Source organism: Flavobacterium sp. PL002, from assembly GCF_054165825.1.
Genome location: NZ_CM135110.1, coordinates 1,679,937 through 1,696,175, shown reverse-complemented (window position 1 = coordinate 1,696,175; position 16,239 = coordinate 1,679,937). Strand labels below are relative to the sequence as shown.

Here is a 16,239-nt window from a genome sequence, read left to right as displayed (position 1 = left end):
ATTTAATTATTTTTTAATAATTGGTTGGCTTTAGAAAAATAAAATTCTTTCTTTTTCATATCGCCCAATCCGTTGTAAGCTTCGCCTAACTGAATATTAAAATTTATTTCTAAAGGCACATCTTCTACTAAGTAATCTTGTCCTGATTCTAGAACGTCCTTAGCTTTTTTAAATTGTGTAAGCTGGTTGTACGCCAATCCTTCAAAGTAATAAAACTGTGGTTGAGCAGGAAAAACGGATATCATTTCATCAGCAAGCTTAGCCACTACATCAAATTTTTTAACCTCAGTATATGCTTGAAGCAAAAGTAAATTTGTTTCGAGATCTACTGTTTTACTTTTTTTAATGGCTTTTTCATAAAGTACAATCGCTTTATCCCATTGTTTTTTATTGTGGTAAAATTTTCCAATTTCCAGAGCCACATTAACATCTGGATCTGTATCAAAATAATTAATTGCTTTGTCTAAATCAGCACTGTACTGCGGATTTTTATTTACATAAAGTAAGAACTCATTTAAAATACGGTGCTTAATTTTAGAATCTATTTGCGTACTCGCCAAAACAATATTCATGGATTGAACCGCTTTTTGACCTTCATTATTTTCTAAATAGTTCTTGAATAAGCTAACATGCGCCCACTCTGAACTTGGAATCTCACTTTCAAGTTTATTAACTGTTTGGGTAACTTTTTCCAGATTATTATTCTTAGAATAAAGGTAGATTAACGAAATATAGTTTCCCTCTTCTTTTGGGTTCTTTGCAATTAGCGCTTCTAGATTACTAATCTCAGCACCTTGATATTTGGGCTGCGATAAAATTTGAATTTTATACAAATCCCTTCTATCCGTAGCTCCTGTAGTTTCATTAAGTTCGTTGATTAAATCTAACGCTTTATCAAACTGGGCGGTATTCATGTAAAGTGACGTAAGGTCTTCTTTAAATTTTGGATCAAAAGTGATTAGTTTGTTAATCGTAAAAATGGCATTAGAATAATTTTTAGTTGCATAATCAACATCATACATTCCTACCCAAAACCATTTGTTTGTTGCGTCAATTTTAGTAGCTTGTTCAAACGAGCTATAGGCATTTTTATATTCTTTAAGCGCTAAATAATTTTTTCCTAATTCAAAAAAAACAGTTGCATTCTGGGGTTCTATTTTTAAACATTGCTCTAGGGAAACGATTGCTTTATCATAATTTTCGATTCCTTTTTGTTTTAATGATTCATAAAAATAATCTTGAAATTTATCTACATCTTGTTTGATATCTTCTGGTTGTATTTGTGCCAATAGCAAATTAGAATTGCTTAGCAAAACAAGAAACAGCAATAAGAGTGTTCTATTTTTCATATTTATTTTATAAAACACCTACACTACAATGCGTGCCAATTTACGCATTGTAGTGTAGGTATTGTTTATTCTAAAACCGAATAATCTCCAATACTAATACTCGTGAAATCACCATCATAGCTAACATGGTTTCCTATCATGGCATTGTCTAGTTTAGCATTACTAATATGCGAATGTGTTTGCACTAAACTATTCACAATCGTACTGTTAGTCACGTGACATCCTTTACCAAGTGATACATTAGGCCCTACGGTAGCATTAGTTAATATAACATCATCACCAATATAACAAGGTGGAATAATTGTTGCGTTATCTAATCGTACGTTTGTAGCAACTAAATTTACTTGATCTTTATCTAAAAATCCTAACATTCTAGAATTAGTTTCTACCGTTACGTTTTTATTTCCGCAATCCATCCATTCGTCTACGCTACCTGTTTTAAAAACTTTACCGTTGCTCATCATGGCTTTGATACCATCATTGATTTGGTATTCGCCTCCGTTTTGAATATTATTATCCAATACGTTTTGTAATTCTTTTTTTAAATCAGCCACTTCTTTAAAATAGTAAATCCCAATAACCGCTAAATCACTAACAAACTCCGCTGGTTTTTCAACTAATTCTGTTATTTCATTATTGGCATTCATTTTAACCACACCGTAAGCTTCTGGCTCATCAACTTGTTTTACCCAGATAACAGCATCAGCAGTAGGGTCAAGATCAAAATCAGCTCTAATTAAAGTATCTGCGTACGCAATTACTGCCGGCCCAGACAAAGATTCTTTAGCACACATAATCGCGTGACCAGTTCCTAATGGTAAGTCTTGGCGGTAGATTGATGCTTTGGCACCTAATCCTTCAGCAAGATTTTCTAAACTTTTTACTACATCGTCACCAAAAAATGCTTCATCACCAAGGATAAAAGCAATTTCTTCAATAGGTTCTTTTAATATTTTGGCAATATCTTGAACTAAACGGTGTACTATAGGTTGACCTGCAACCGGAATTAAAGGTTTAGGAACTGTTAATGTATGTGGACGTAAACGCGAACCACGTCCAGCCATAGGAACTATTATTTTCATATTTATCCCCCTAGCCCCCAAAGGAGGAACTCCTATTAGGGGTCAATAGGCTTTATGTTAATATTTATTTTATATACGTTTTACTTCCCCCTTCGGGGGTTAGGGGATTACTTTACTCCTGTGCTACCAAAACCGCCTTCTCCTCTTGAAGTTTCTGATAATTCTTGTACTTCAATCCACTCAGCGCGGTCGTGTTTTGCAATAATTAGCTGTGCGATTCTCTCGCCGTTGTTGATTACAAAATCTTGATTGGATAAATTTACTAAAATCACGCCAATTTCTCCTCGGTAATCAGCATCAATCGTGCCAGGACTGTTCAAAACTGTAATTCCGTTTTTGAATGCTAAACCGCTTCGTGGTCTTACTTGTGCTTCGTAGCCAATAGGTAGTTCGATAAAAAGTCCCGTTTTTACAGCAGTTCTTTCTAATGGTTTTAATGTGATTGACTCTAATAAATTAGCTCTTAAATCCATTCCTGCCGATGCTATGGTTTCATAGTTTGGTAAGGCATGTTGCGATTTATTGATGATGTTTATTTTCATTATATTTTTTTTATTAAAGGGACGGTTTTCTGTGTGCCCGTTTTGTATTTTTATTTTAGCCCTGATGGAAGCGGCATCCTTTTCTTGACTTTTTAGGAAAGAAAAGATATAGCGTACAGCAGGAAATAGCTCCTAAAAACTACAGCGCTATTAGGAAGGTTTTTTATTAATTATTTTTAGTAATGTTGCTTTTTCGTTGTGATAAATAAAATAAAGGAAGCTTATTAACAACCCAATTCCAACATAATAATTCTCTCTGTATCCATAAAAGGATATTGCTGAAAACAAAATTGAAACAAATAGATAACCTCCAATCTTTTTTAAATCATAGGGTATTGGATAGTATTTATTACCTAAATAATAGGAGATTACCATCATACTCCCATAAGCTGCAATGGTTGCAATTGCTGAACCGTAGTAGCTCATACTGGGGATTAAGAGGTAATTAAGCACTAAGGTGATTAGCGCACCTACTATAGAAATGTAGGCGCCTATATGTGTTTTGTCAATTAATTTATACCAAACAGAAAGGTTTGTGTAAATGCCTAAGAAGAAATTAGCTAAGATTATTAAAGGTACCACTTTCATAGCCACCCAATACGAAGAATCTTGAATCATTAGTAGTTTGAACAAATCAGCAAAAACAATTACCGATAACAATATAAACGAACCAAAGATGACAAAATATTTTGTTACCATGGCATACGTTTGTGGTGCGTTTTTATCAGAAGCATGACTAAAGAAAAAGGGTTCAATACCTAAAGTATAGGCCGTTCTATACAAAACCATAAACAACCCTAGTTTATAACAGGCCGAATATACCCCTACTTCAGAGTCAGCTATGTTAGCGGGTAATAATTTAGCTAATAATATTTTATCAAATTGTTCGTTGATTGCAAATGCAATTCCAGCCACTAAAATAGGTAATCCATAGCGCATCATTTGTTTCCAAAGCACAAAATCGAATTTCCATTTAAGTAAAAAATAATTGGGTGACAATACTAAAAAAGTCAACAGACTTGCAATAATATTAGCTAGAAAAATATATCCTATTTGGAAATTTTCAATATATATCGAACTTAAAAATCCATCAGGGTTATTGTGAACAATCTTGGGTAAATAGAGTAAAAATAACACACTCAGTATTAAATTTACAAAAACATTCCCAATTTTGATTGCCGCATAAACCATTGGTTTTTGGGTCGCTCTTAATTTTGAAAACGGAATGATTACTAAGGCATCTAATGCCAATATCCAAATTGTGTAACCAATATATTGAGCATCTATTCCTGACCAATCAGCCAGCGCTGAACGGTACAGTAATGCAACGCACAAAAATGTTATAGTAGTCCAAAAGATAGAAACCATGGTAGTTTCTATGACAACATCTTTATTTTTTTCTTTATTATAAAATCTAAAAAAAGCAGTTTCCATCCCGTATGCTAAGATCACATTGAAGAATATCATGTAAGCGAAGATTATGGAAACTTTTCCATATTCTGCTTTTGGTAATAAATTAGTATACAGCGGCACAAGCAAAAAACTGAACATTCTGGGTAAAACTGTTGCCAGCCCATAGATAGCAGTTTGCTTAAAAAGATTTTTATATAATCCCAATGGTTGTCTTATTTATTTTTAGAGAACAAAAATAACTAAATCTTTGGTTTAAACACGGAACGATCGTTAATCATTCTTTTTCATTTATGTTAATGATTCTATAAAAAAAGGTTTTCCTTTTAATTTAAGAGACCAACATGGATTGATTTGGTTTAAAATTGGACTTAGATTTACTTTAGGTAGGCGTAATTACATCCTCTTTGAAAATACTCTTCTAAAGTTCTATTGTTTTAATCAGATAAAAAGCTAACGCTAAAAAAGCATCATTATGATTTTTAGTAACTCTTTTGATTTAGCTTAATCCCTCTTCATTTATCATTTTTATAAAATGAAATTACTTGTAAAAAAAACTTACCTGATTTTGAGTTTCATTGGGTTCAGGAATATCTTCTTCTGTAAGAGTCTTTAATGTTTTTTTGGATATTTTTTTTATTTTTATAATTCGGTTAGCTTGATTTTGAATGCATTTTTCAAATAAATTCCTTACCACTCTAGCATTACCAAAACTTTCTTCTTTATTTTCATAGAGCAAAACGAATGTATCTGTCAGTTTTTCTTTCGCATCAATTGAAATTATAAAATCAGACTTTTTAGCTATTGATTCAAAAATTTGCATCAATTCAGCTGGTGTAAAATGATTAAACTCAAAAAAACGATTGAATCTCGAGCGCAATCCAGGATTAGATTCAACAAACGTTTTCATAGGTTCAGTATACCCCGCAACAATCAGAGCCAAGTCGTCCCGATTGTCTTCCATACGTTTGATTAAGGTGTTTACCGCTTCTGAACCAAAATCATTGCCTAAAGAATTTTGCGTCAAGGCATATGCTTCATCAATAAACAAGACTCCTCCTAAGCTGTCCATAACAACTTTATCAACTTTCAGAGCTGTTTGGCCTACATAACCGGCAATCAAACCTTCTCTGTCTGTCTCTACCAATTGTCCCTTTGATAAAAAACCTAGATGATTGAAAATTCTACTTAACAACCTAGCAACAGATGTTTTTCCAGTTCCTGGTGGGCCAAGAAAAACAGTATGCAAAGTTATTTCTGTATTTTTTAGACCTTGTGCTGTTCTTTTCTTTTGAATTTCTAATAGATTAATCAACTCTGCAATGTCTTTTTTTACATTATCAAGTCCTATTAATTCGTTTAATTCTTGAAGGACTTTTTCGAGGGTGTCTGCATCATTTGCATTTGTTGTTTGCGAAAGTCCCAAAGACTGTATTTTTTCTGAATCTGGTTTCAAATTAAATGAAAGTAATAGAAATTTTTGAAAAAACAACTGAAATCTTTCACAAAGAACATGCTTAGATTCCTCTAAAATTTGAAGAATAAAGGTACCTCTTTTTAATTTTTCCGAAAGTATTTTATTATTGTTTTTGATTTTATTTAAATGAACGCTAAATACCTCAGAAGCCACTAACTCATTCAACTTATCAATTTTAGTTTTATCAGCAAAATGACCATTTCTTATTCCATCATAATAATATGCAAGTGTAAACTGTGACCTTCTAGTTTCTATGTCTGAGAATTTATCATATAACGTTATTAAATCAGAAACCAAAAAATGTTCGGTTTTAAATAATAGATTATTAGAGTTATCAGCTTTGACTAGCGCATTTATTTTTTGAATAAAATTGGCATCGGTATTTAATTCTTTGCAAAAACTTAAAATAGTTCTGATTTCTTGCTCCAGTTCCTGCAAGTAATTTGTTGTTGGAATCATTTTAATAGTTTGATCTGTTCATTAGTAAAAAAAAGCTTTTTTAAAATAAAAAGTGTTTGGGTCTATATTATGAGTTCATCATTTGCAAAGTAATCTCTTTATATAATTTATCATGTTCAGGACATTTTTCTTTCCAACAAATTCCCATTTCTCGTAAATCGTGTTTCGCAACTATGCTCCCATAAGTTTGCTTTATCCCATCAACTGTTGGATATCCTATCACATAAATTGACTGTGCTAATTCTATCGCTAATTCGATATCGTGAGTAGAAAAAATAACTGTATTATGATCATGCGTTGAGCTTAATAAATCAAATGATCGCTTAACCTCTTCAATATTACCAATATCTAAGCCTGAAAACGGTTCGTCTAAAACCACTAATTTATCAGATGAAAATAGCTGTTCTATGATTGCAGTTCGTTGACGTTGTCCACCTGAAAGTTCGTTTGGATATTTATTCTCACAGTTTTCTAGACCCCATTCAATGATGTACTTATTAATTTTTGTTGCTTTTTCTTCTTCAGATAAAGCCGTTTTTCTTAACGCAAATTTTAATGTTTGAAATACAGTCTTATGTCGGAACAACGTATATTTTTGATTTACAAACCCAATACTCCCTTCCTTAACTGGCTTGGCAGCATTTATTTCATCACTTTTAAAATCTTTTATTAAAATTGTACCACTATCTGGTTGAACCAAACCTGTTAATGCTTTAAAAAAAGTTGATTTACCTCTTCCGGAACGTCCTACAAAAGCAATAATTTGCCCGGTATTAGCATGGTTAGGTCTAACAACATTTTTCTCTGTTAAACTTACATCTTTAATAATGGTAACTCCATCATACGCTACACTAATATTCTCTACGTATAAAAGTGTTTCTCTAAATTCAAATTCCATATTGTTATATTTTTGAATATCTAAATATTGATTTTCTTAAAAAATTAATGAACCAATCTAGTCCTAAACCTATTAATAGGATAATAATTTGTAGCGCAATAATGCGTCCGTGATTCATAAACTTATCGGAGTTTTTGATCAAAAAACCCAAACCCCCAGACGCTACAACAATTGACTCTACGGTTACAAGCATCATCCATGTAATGGCTAAATTTTGACGAATTACATCAATTACATAATCAATTCTCCCTAGTACTATTACTTGCCAGAGTACTTCAAAACGACTGCATTTTAAAGTTTTTGCATGATCAAATTCCTCCTCTGGAATATCTTTTATTACTGATATCAATGATGTGGTTAAAAAAGTAGTTAAAAAAATCACTAGTATCCAAATTTGCATGTTTCTGGCATCATGCACAAACAGTGTAATGTAAAATGACAATCCTGTAAATGGTAAAAATCTAAATTTAGTGACAAACTCAGCTACGGGTTTTAACATTGGTATTGGCCATGAATAAGCAAATAAAAGTGCTATTATAGTCGCTAAAAAAATAGATAAAAAACACAATTTTAAAGAATTAAAAATATGTACAACTAAGCCTTCATTATACAATTCTGAAAAACCTGTAATAACCTGTTCTGGTGTTGGAAATAAATGTTTTTGACCAGCGGCTCCTAAAAACCAAATTGCAATCAATACTACAACCCAGGAAACTAATATTACAGTTCTTTCTGTTTTGTTAGTACTCTCAAACGGAATAAAATATTTTTTCATGTTCAAAAAAGATCTTTAAAAAGATAAAAAGGCTACTAAAAATTAGTAGCCTTTTTTATATTGATTTATTATTTCAAGAATGTAACTACTACACGTCTATTTTGTGCTTTCCCAGATGCCGTAGCATTATTTGAAACTGGTTCACTTTGTCCTTTTCCATCAATCAGTTGGAAACGACTTAAAGGAATTCCTTTTTGAGTTAAATAGTCAACTACAGCTTGTGCTCTATTTTTAGACAATACTTTATTAGAATCTGCATTTCCAACATTATCAGTATGCCCAATAATAGTAAGTTTAGAGTTCTCTGCTTGAATTAAAAGATTGTAAATTTTTTCTAAATCTTTAGAAGAGTTACTTTGTACTTCAGCGCTACCAGAATTGAAATTTATTTTCCATTCTCCTGACGCCATAACCTCTGTCGCTTTTGCTGAATAGTCTGCTTTATCGGCTGCAGAAGATTCAATATCGTTAATATTTTTAAGATAAAATAAATTTACAGCTTCGTCATAAGGAATAACTTTTCCAACATTTTCATTAAACCCAAATGGATTCAGCTCAGTTAAATAAGTCCCAACTTGATTGTAAACCGCTTTATACCTATTTACACCATCAGATAAACCAAAGTATTGCATTGCATCTGCATAATTGAATACTTTTGAACCTCCCATATTGTATGTTAAACCGTTTTTTGTTCCTTGTTGCCCTTTGAACATGTTGTACCAATATTCTGGAGTTTCAATTTTATATGTTTCAGCAACAGCTTCAGAAGCTCTTACCTTCCAATCTTCATAATTCTTCATTTGATTAGAAGCCATTAAAGCAGATTTGAAAACATTGGAAAAAACCTCTGGGTTTTTAGCGGCCCATTCTTTTACTCCAATGATAACCGTTGGCATTTGATTATTAAATTCTTTAGTTGAAACGATATCGATAAATCCAGTCAATTTGTCAAAAACCACTTTATCCCCTGGAGTCCAAGTAGCACAACCGTCGATTTTTCTATTAACTGATTTTCCAGTCAATTTACCATTTGTAACCTCCTTTAAAGAAACTGTAAATCCAGCAGTTTGTGATTTAATAAGCTCTTCGGCTGATTTCATATAATCATCATTTTCAGATGGATAAATATTAACAGCGTCAGCATCATAAGTTGTAGGATCCGGATTTACTTTTAAACCATTTGCAAAGCAATAATTTACTGTTGTAACCCAGTCACCATCTCCAAGAACAGCCGAAATAACAGCACCTCTCATGGATTTTGGATTAGACTTCCATTCTGGTGGTCCAATTAATTTATCTTCACCATAACTCATTCCTATAGCTCCAAAAACTTGTAAATGGTATTTGTCTTTTCCGTATTTTTCGTCTAATGATTTTTGAACAGAACTAATGTAAAATGGTGCACCATCTCCCATGATCATAACAGCTGCTGCACTCTTTTCAGAAGTAGGAAAAGCAGAGCCTGTATCAAATTCTTCAATAAATTTCATTTGCATATTACGTAGTTCTGACAACCAGTCTTGACGAATGATTTCAAGATGTACTCCGTTTTTCTCCATTAGAGATCCTTTGGTCGTTTTTGGCCCACCATTGGCAACTATAATCCCTGATTCAGCATTCCAAGCATAACCTGCAATTCTTAAAACGGGCTTATCTGACACTTCTGAAGAAACTTCTTTAGAAGGCAACTCTATTTTTGCAGCGTTCACCACATTATTTACATCTCCCGCATTTAATTCAATTCCGTTTAATTGTTTTGAAACTGCCGTTTTTAAACCAGGAGAAATAAAATAGACTCCAGTTAAAATTGCTCCAATTCCACAAATTACAATTAATAATTCTGAAAAAGTAGTTAGCTTTGTTGTTCTTAAAATTTTTCCCATTTGTATATAAAAGTTTATTTATTTTTATTTGTATTAAAATATATCACCAAAACCACCACTGTCTAACTTATCTTCTTTAGTCATTTTATAATTTGGACTCGAATATTTTGTAGAATCTGGTATTATATTATCACCCGTCTTAATTTTGTCAGCAAGTGAATCTAGTCTTGAATATAATTCATCATTATCAACAGAATATTTAGATGTTAAAGCATCAATATCTATCAAATTTTCTGAAGTTTTTGCAATATCTAAAGCTATTGTTGATGTTACCACTTCAAGAGCATATTCAAGCTCCCAATCTTTAGTAAACATCATAGCGCTTTTTGCACTTTCAGTTGCTTCTTTTGCATTTTTAGCAAATTCAAATTCTTTTTTAAGCATTATAACTGTTGCATCAAAATCAGCAATTTTAATATCAATAGCAGTTCCTGCTAATGTTAGCTTCCTATCCATTTTACCTAAAACATTAGCTCTAACACCATATTTCTTGATAAAACTTTTACTTTGTTCGTATTGGTTTGAAATTCGCTGTGAGTTACTTAACTTTCTTGCAAGCTCACTTTGTAATGCAACATACTCATCAGTATCTTTAGCCACAGCGCCATTAATACGAACAATTTCGTCCATAGCCGATTTTAATTTTTCGGATTGACGTTGCAAACTTAAAACCTCTTCTTGAAATGACTGTGCTTCTTTTTCAGATTTTGTGGCTTCAAGTTCCATTTCATACTTTAAGCCTTTTAACTTTGCTTTAGTATTTTTAAAGACCTGACGGTTTTTAACCATTTTTTGTTTTTGCTCATCTAGTTCATTAAATGGATTACTTTGAATTAATGCTTTATGAAGATTTTTAGTAGCAAAACGAAGTGCTTTCATAATTACAGGAAACATCATTACTAAAAAAATTAAAAAAACACCCGTTGCAGATAGTGCAATTGCTTGTCCAAGCATTGTAAACAAAGGTGGAATTATATAGGTCCAGGTTAAATAACCACCTAAACCCAAAAGTCCCATAGCTAGAATCCAGAAAATAGATTTTTCACCTTTTTTTAAAGTGTTCGTACTTAATGCAATTTCTCCTTTCGATTCATCGAAATGCTTAAGAATTGGAAGTTCTAAAAGTGTAGATTTCTCTTGTGCAAATTTATCCATTAATTTTATAAGTATTGATTAATTCCTGTTATAACAATATTAATTGAATCTAAAATTTTCTTTTTAGCCAAATTGTTAGCTTCAATTTTCAATTGAATTTCGCTAAACTGTTCTTTGTTTTTATAATCAATTTTTTCAAGTTCAGCTTTATTTTTTATTAATTCATTTTGAAGTTCTGCTATTTTAGATTCTAAATCACTTATTGTTTTAGTTAAGTTTCCTTTTTCAGCAATAATAGCATTACCTAAATCATTTTTTCTAGAAGTACCAGTGGCATCATATTTAGAATAAACTTTTTCGATTTCATCAGTATAATACTTGCTTTTTTCTAAAAGAAATGATTTCGAAAGTTCTGGATTAATGGTTTTACCCATTGTAAAAGCCATTTGATAGCTTTGAGGATTTGTAGCCCCAACAGAAATTACAGATTTATACATTTCAAAAAAATCAAACCCAGACTGGTTCAGTGACTCAAATCCCTTCTCATAAACATCAAAAATTTCTTTTAAAAATGGGTTTGTAGTTGCGCTTTCAGTTGGTTGAAAAGAATTTGGACTTTCTGGAAATTTATTTATCTCTGTATTTGTTGAGTTTGTTGGATTTATGGTCTCCTCCTTTGAAGTTTTTTCTGATTCTTCATTTACAAAAAGACCTTTCCAATTAAAATGCTCTTTTGCCATTTGCTTGGTTTTATTTTTAGCTTAAAATATAATTTTACACGAATATAGGATTTAAAAGTTATTCTTTGTTAAATAATACGGTTTAAAATTAACAAGAATACGTTTAGAATCAATAATGTTATTATTCTTTAATCATTTTTACAAAATGAAACCCTTTAGGAATATATCCTTGATTAAAATAAAACCGTTGCGCTGTAAAGTTATTAGTGTAAGCATCAAGAACAATCATCGTACAAGCTTCATCCTTAGCTTTTATAGCTAAATAATCAGTCATCATTTTTCCTAAACCCTTAGAGCGATGTTCAGGATGAACAATAAAATTATCGATTTCAATGTACTTACCTGACCATAACTTAGTTCCTGTCCAAAACCCAGTAACGGCAATACAAATATCGTTTTCATATACTGCAAGCTGTTTGTAGTTGTGCGGAACCATTTCTTGAAGATAGGATTCGTATTTTTCAATAGCGAAAGTTGGATACAGAAATCGCATTAGTTCAATATTATCAACCATTTCGGCTACGGTGGTAAGTTCTTTTAGTAACAAGGAGTGCTGAATTAAATTATTTAAGAACTATAAAATTAATCAAAAAAAAAGAGTCTCGCATTGCGAGACTCTAAATATCTTATAAAAAAATTTTTATTATCCTTTCAAAGCTTCTGCTCCACCAACAATCTCTAAGATCTCGTTTGTAATGGCAGCTTGACGTGCTTTGTTGTAAGTTAATTTCAATTGATTTCTCAATTCTGTTGCATTATCAGTTGCTTTGTGCATTGCAGTCATACGTGCTCCATGCTCTGAGGCAAATGAATCACGAATACCTTTGTACAATTGCATCTTCAATGATTTAGGAATCAAAGTTAATACAATTTCTTCTTTTGAAGGTTCGAAAAGATAATCTCCAGTAGAAGCAACAACATCAGATTGTATTGGTGCTAACGGTAAAAACTGCTCTATTTGAATAATTTGTGTTGCTGCATTTTTAAATTGATTGTAGATCAACTCAATTTTATCATATTCACCAGTAACAAATTTCTCTGTTAATGTATCAGCAATAGCGGCTACATTATCAAAAGTTAAACTGTCATATACAGCACTTTCGTTAGCAATTACAGTATTCGTTTTAGTCAAAACATCGTTTCCTTTTTTACCTATAGCAAAAATATCAACTTGCTTTCCAGCGTAGAATTCCATGCGGCTTTTAGCACCTTTGATTGCATTAGTATTAAAAGCTCCAGCTAATCCTCTATTAGAAGTAACTACTACTAGTAACACTTTATTAATCTCGCGTTGTGTAGTAAAGTCACCCCCTACTTCACCTTCAAGTGTAGCAGAAAGATTCTGTAGCAATTCCGTTAACTTTTCGGCATAAGGGCGCATTGCAGTAATCGCATCTTGTGCTTTTTTCAGCTTTGCAGCAGAAACCATTTTCATCGCAGATGTGATTTGCATCGTAGATGAAACGGAAGTTATTCTATTACGGATTTCCTTTAAATTTGCCATTGTCTTTTTAAGTATTAAATAGTAAGTATTAAGTAATAAGTAAAGGCAAAACCTTAATACTTACTACCTAATACTTAATACTTTTTTAGTTATATTTTGCTGAAACTTCTTTAGCTACAGTTTGAATTACATCTGTAATTTCATCTGTTAACTTACCTGCTTTTAAAGCATCTAATGTTGGTCTATGTTTAGCGTTTAAGAATTCTAAGAAATCTTTCTCAAATTCTTTTACTTTATTCACAGGAACAGTTTTCAATAAGTTTTTAGAACCAGCGTAGATAATTGCAACTTGGTCTTCAACAGTATAAGGATCATTTAAACCTTGTTTCAAGATCTCAACGTTTCTTCTACCTTTTTCAATTACATTTAAAGTAACTGCATCTAAGTCAGAACCAAATTTAGCAAACGCTTCCAATTCACGGAATTGTGCTTGATCTAGTTTCAAAGTACCTGCTACTTTTTTCATTGATTTAATTTGAGCATTACCTCCAACACGTGATACCGAGATACCTACGTTAATTGCTGGACGAACCCCAGAGTTAAACAAATCTCCATCAAGGAAAATTTGACCATCTGTAATCGAAATTACATTTGTTGGGATATATGCAGAAACGTCACCAGCTTGAGTTTCGATAATAGGTAAAGCAGTCAATGAACCACCACCTTTAACGATACCTTTTAATGAATCTGGTAAATCGTTCATGTTTTTTGCAATTCCATCATCAGCAATTACTTTACAAGCACGCTCTAATAAACGACTGTGTAAGTAAAATACATCTCCAGGATATGCCTCACGTCCCGGTGGTCTTCTTAATAAAAGAGAAACCTCACGGTAAGCAACAGCTTGTTTAGATAAATCATCATAAACAATTAAAGCTGGACGACCTGAATCTCTAAAGTACTCTCCAATTGCAGCACCTGCGAAAGGAGCATACACTTGCATAGGAGCTGGATCAGAAGCATTTGCAGCAACAATAACTGTATAAGCCATTGCACCTTTTTCTTCTAACATTTTAGCGATTCCTGCTACAGTTGACGCTTTTTGCCCAATTGCAACATATATACAAAATACAGGTTTTCCTGCATCGTAAAATTCTTTTTGATTTAAGATAGTATCGATACAAACAGTTGATTTACCTGTTTGACGGTCACCAATAACTAGCTCACGTTGTCCTCTACCTACTGGAATCATAGCATCAACTGCTTTTATTCCTGTTTGTAACGGCTCAGTAACTGGCTGACGGAAGATAACTCCAGGAGCTTTTCTTTCTAATGGCATCTCGTATAATTCTCCACCAATTGGTCCTTTTCCATCAATAGGAAAACCAAGTGTGTTTACTACACGTCCTACCATTTGTTCTCCTACTTTAAGAGAAGCGATACGTTGTGTTCTTTTAGCAATAGAGCCTTCTTTGATTCCTGTTGATGGTCCTAAAAGTACCACACCAACATTGTCTTCTTCAAGATTCAATACAATAGCCTCAAGACCATTGTCAAATTCTACTAACTCTCCGTATTGCACATTCGAAAGCCCGTAAATACGAGCAATACCATCTCCAACTTGAAGTACCGTTCCTACTTCCTCTAGTGTAGCACCAGATTCAAAACCTTCTACTTGCTTTCTTAATATTGCTGAAATTTCAGCAGGTTTGATTTCCGCCATCTTAATTTATAATTTAGACACTTAATGTGTAATAAAAACTAGTTACTTAATTCTCTTTTTAAAACTTGTAATCTGTTAGCAACAGAAGCATTGTACTGCTTGTCACCTATTGTTATAATAAATCCTCCAATAATTGCTGGATCTACGATATTTTCAATTGTAATCTTCTTATCTGATAAGGTTGCAATCTTAGCTAAAACTTTTGCCTCTAAAGCTGCATCCATAGGAATAGCAGTAGTAACCTTAGCTACTTCAACACCATTCAAAATATCAAATAAAACATTATACTCTAATGCAATTGCTTCTAGAATTTCAAATCTTTTGTTTTCAAACAACAAATGAAATAAACTTTTAGTTACACCATTAGTGCTTGCAAAAACTTCTAATAAAGCATTTTCTTTCTGATCAACTTTTAAAGTTGGATTTTGAATAAAAGTACTTAATTCTAAGTTTCCTTTAATAGTTGAAGCGATCGTTTTCATGTCGTTACTAACAGCTTCAGCCACACCTTTTGATTGTGCTATCTCTAAAATTGCTTTTGCATAACGAATTGCTGCTCTAGTTCCTGACATAATTTTAGTTTAATTTTACGTCACCTAACATGTACTCAACTAATTTAGTTTGAGCTTCTTTGTTAGATAATTCGTTTTTCAATAATTTTTCAGCGATATCCAATGATAAAGTAGAAACTTGAGATTTTAATTCCGCCATAGCTGCATTTTTCTCAGCTGCAATAGCCGTTTTAGCTTGCTCGATCATTCTTTCTCCTTGAATTTGTGCTTCAGCTTTAGAATCAGCGATCATTTTCTCTCTCATTTCACGAGCTTCTTTTAACAAAGCGTCACGTTCTACTCTTGCTTCTTGCAAAATACGTTCGTTACTTGCTGTTAAATTCTGCATTTCTAGACGAGCTGATTCAGCAGATGCTAATGCATTGTTGATCGATTCTTCACGACTTTGTACAGCTCCTAAAATTGGTTTCCAAGCAAATTTTCTTAAAAGAATAAAGAAAACAACAAAGATAATTGTTGTCCAAAATATTAAACTCTCTGGTGAAGTTAATTGCATAAACTTATATATTTAAAAATTGTTTTTTTGTTTTTGTAAAAAACTTCCTGTAGCCAACCGCTACAGGAAATTTTAGATTGTAATTACTTTGCGATTAACGCAACAACAACTGCGAAAAGTGCAACACCTTCAATAAGTGCAGCAGCGATAATCATAGCAGTTTGGATTTTTCCAGCAGCTTCTGGTTGACGAGCGATAGCATCCATTGCAGATCCACCAATTTTTCCAATTCCAAGTCCTGCTCCGATTACTGCTAATCCAGCTCCAATTCCAGCTAATACCATAATAGTAAAT

At 32.5% G+C, this 16,239-nt stretch carries 16 protein-coding genes; all 16 read right to left on the bottom strand.

Annotated features, from left to right (window positions below):
* Nucleotides 1–2: 2 nt before the first annotated feature.
* Nucleotides 3–1,349 carry a tetratricopeptide repeat protein gene (locus tag ACVEGE_RS07350; protein WP_173855334.1) on the bottom strand — a complete coding sequence of 449 codons (1,347 nt, stop codon included), beginning with the start codon at nucleotides 1,347–1,349 and terminating at the stop codon, nucleotides 3–5.
* Between the two features lie 65 nt (nucleotides 1,350–1,414).
* Nucleotides 1,415–2,431: a sugar phosphate nucleotidyltransferase gene (locus ACVEGE_RS07345; protein ID WP_192501098.1), complete on the bottom strand. Its 1,017-nt coding sequence runs from the start codon at nucleotides 2,429–2,431 to the stop codon at nucleotides 1,415–1,417.
* A 107-nt stretch (nucleotides 2,432–2,538) separates the two neighbouring features.
* Nucleotides 2,539–2,973: a dUTP diphosphatase gene (gene dut / locus ACVEGE_RS07340; RefSeq protein WP_192501097.1), complete on the bottom strand. Its 435-nt coding sequence runs from the start codon at nucleotides 2,971–2,973 to the stop codon at nucleotides 2,539–2,541.
* A gap of 150 nt (nucleotides 2,974–3,123) precedes the next feature.
* Nucleotides 3,124–4,590, bottom strand: a complete 1,467-nt coding sequence (locus ACVEGE_RS07335) for a lipopolysaccharide biosynthesis protein (protein ID WP_192501096.1) — start codon at nucleotides 4,588–4,590, stop codon at nucleotides 3,124–3,126.
* 334 nt (nucleotides 4,591–4,924) lie between these two features.
* Complete coding sequence (locus ACVEGE_RS07330; RefSeq protein WP_192501095.1) at nucleotides 4,925–6,319, bottom strand: AAA family ATPase; 1,395 nt, start codon at nucleotides 6,317–6,319, stop codon at nucleotides 4,925–4,927.
* 67 nt (nucleotides 6,320–6,386) lie between these two features.
* A complete protein-coding gene (locus tag ACVEGE_RS07325; RefSeq protein ID WP_173855337.1) occupies nucleotides 6,387–7,217 on the bottom strand; it encodes an ATP-binding cassette domain-containing protein in 831 nt (276 codons plus the stop codon).
* A 4-nt stretch (nucleotides 7,218–7,221) separates the two neighbouring features.
* Entirely contained in the window at nucleotides 7,222–7,992 is a 771-nt protein-coding gene (locus ACVEGE_RS07320) for an ABC transporter permease (protein ID WP_192501094.1), read from the bottom strand.
* Nucleotides 7,993–8,060: 68 nt separating this feature from the next.
* Nucleotides 8,061–9,875, bottom strand: a complete 1,815-nt coding sequence (locus ACVEGE_RS07315; RefSeq protein WP_173855339.1) for an OmpA family protein — start codon at nucleotides 9,873–9,875, stop codon at nucleotides 8,061–8,063.
* A gap of 33 nt (nucleotides 9,876–9,908) precedes the next feature.
* The gene (locus ACVEGE_RS07310; RefSeq protein ID WP_173855340.1) at nucleotides 9,909–11,030 is read right to left on the bottom strand and encodes a hypothetical protein; all 1,122 of its coding nucleotides are present in this window, start codon (nucleotides 11,028–11,030) and stop codon (nucleotides 9,909–9,911) included.
* Between the two features lie 5 nt (nucleotides 11,031–11,035).
* Nucleotides 11,036–11,710 carry a hypothetical protein gene (locus ACVEGE_RS07305; RefSeq protein ID WP_192501093.1) on the bottom strand — a complete coding sequence of 225 codons (675 nt, stop codon included), beginning with the start codon at nucleotides 11,708–11,710 and terminating at the stop codon, nucleotides 11,036–11,038.
* A gap of 121 nt (nucleotides 11,711–11,831) precedes the next feature.
* The gene (locus tag ACVEGE_RS07300; protein ID WP_173855505.1) at nucleotides 11,832–12,224 is read right to left on the bottom strand and encodes a GNAT family N-acetyltransferase; all 393 of its coding nucleotides are present in this window, start codon (nucleotides 12,222–12,224) and stop codon (nucleotides 11,832–11,834) included.
* A gap of 129 nt (nucleotides 12,225–12,353) precedes the next feature.
* Entirely contained in the window at nucleotides 12,354–13,214 is an 861-nt protein-coding gene (atpG, locus tag ACVEGE_RS07295) for an ATP synthase F1 subunit gamma (protein WP_173851430.1), read from the bottom strand.
* 85 nt (nucleotides 13,215–13,299) lie between these two features.
* On the bottom strand, nucleotides 13,300–14,877 hold the full coding sequence (gene atpA, locus ACVEGE_RS07290; RefSeq protein ID WP_173855342.1) for a F0F1 ATP synthase subunit alpha: 1,578 nt from the start codon (nucleotides 14,875–14,877) through the stop codon (nucleotides 13,300–13,302).
* A 38-nt stretch (nucleotides 14,878–14,915) separates the two neighbouring features.
* Nucleotides 14,916–15,449, bottom strand: a complete 534-nt coding sequence (gene atpH / locus ACVEGE_RS07285) for an ATP synthase F1 subunit delta (protein ID WP_173851434.1) — start codon at nucleotides 15,447–15,449, stop codon at nucleotides 14,916–14,918.
* Nucleotides 15,450–15,453: 4 nt separating this feature from the next.
* A complete protein-coding gene (locus ACVEGE_RS07280) occupies nucleotides 15,454–15,945 on the bottom strand; it encodes a F0F1 ATP synthase subunit B (RefSeq protein WP_192501092.1) in 492 nt (163 codons plus the stop codon).
* An 83-nt stretch (nucleotides 15,946–16,028) separates the two neighbouring features.
* On the bottom strand, nucleotides 16,029–16,229 hold the full coding sequence (gene atpE / locus ACVEGE_RS07275; protein ID WP_031453874.1) for an ATP synthase F0 subunit C: 201 nt from the start codon (nucleotides 16,227–16,229) through the stop codon (nucleotides 16,029–16,031).
* Nucleotides 16,230–16,239 lie beyond the last annotated feature (10 nt).

Coding starts and splice junctions, on each gene's coding strand:
- ACVEGE_RS07305 (WP_192501093.1), bottom strand. CDS start 11,710: ATGGCAAAAGAGCATTTTAATTGGAAAGGTCTTTTTGTAAATGAAGAA.
- ACVEGE_RS07320 (WP_192501094.1), bottom strand. CDS start 7,992: ATGAAAAAATATTTTATTCCGTTTGAGAGTACTAACAAAACAGAAAGA.
- dut (WP_192501097.1), bottom strand. CDS start 2,973: ATGAAAATAAACATCATCAATAAATCGCAACATGCCTTACCAAACTAT.
- ACVEGE_RS07315 (WP_173855339.1), bottom strand. CDS start 9,875: ATGGGAAAAATTTTAAGAACAACAAAGCTAACTACTTTTTCAGAATTA.
- atpH (WP_173851434.1), bottom strand. CDS start 15,449: ATGTCAGGAACTAGAGCAGCAATTCGTTATGCAAAAGCAATTTTAGAG.
- atpE (WP_031453874.1), bottom strand. CDS start 16,229: ATGGTATTAGCTGGAATTGGAGCTGGATTAGCAGTAATCGGAGCAGGA.
- ACVEGE_RS07300 (WP_173855505.1), bottom strand. CDS start 12,224: ATGGTTGATAATATTGAACTAATGCGATTTCTGTATCCAACTTTCGCT.
- ACVEGE_RS07330 (WP_192501095.1), bottom strand. CDS start 6,319: ATGATTCCAACAACAAATTACTTGCAGGAACTGGAGCAAGAAATCAGA.
- ACVEGE_RS07310 (WP_173855340.1), bottom strand. CDS start 11,030: ATGGATAAATTTGCACAAGAGAAATCTACACTTTTAGAACTTCCAATT.
- ACVEGE_RS07345 (WP_192501098.1), bottom strand. CDS start 2,431: ATGAAAATAATAGTTCCTATGGCTGGACGTGGTTCGCGTTTACGTCCA.
- ACVEGE_RS07280 (WP_192501092.1), bottom strand. CDS start 15,945: ATGCAATTAACTTCACCAGAGAGTTTAATATTTTGGACAACAATTATC.
- atpG (WP_173851430.1), bottom strand. CDS start 13,214: ATGGCAAATTTAAAGGAAATCCGTAATAGAATAACTTCCGTTTCATCT.
- ACVEGE_RS07350 (WP_173855334.1), bottom strand. CDS start 1,349: ATGAAAAATAGAACACTCTTATTGCTGTTTCTTGTTTTGCTAAGCAAT.
- atpA (WP_173855342.1), bottom strand. CDS start 14,877: ATGGCGGAAATCAAACCTGCTGAAATTTCAGCAATATTAAGAAAGCAA.
- ACVEGE_RS07325 (WP_173855337.1), bottom strand. CDS start 7,217: ATGGAATTTGAATTTAGAGAAACACTTTTATACGTAGAGAATATTAGT.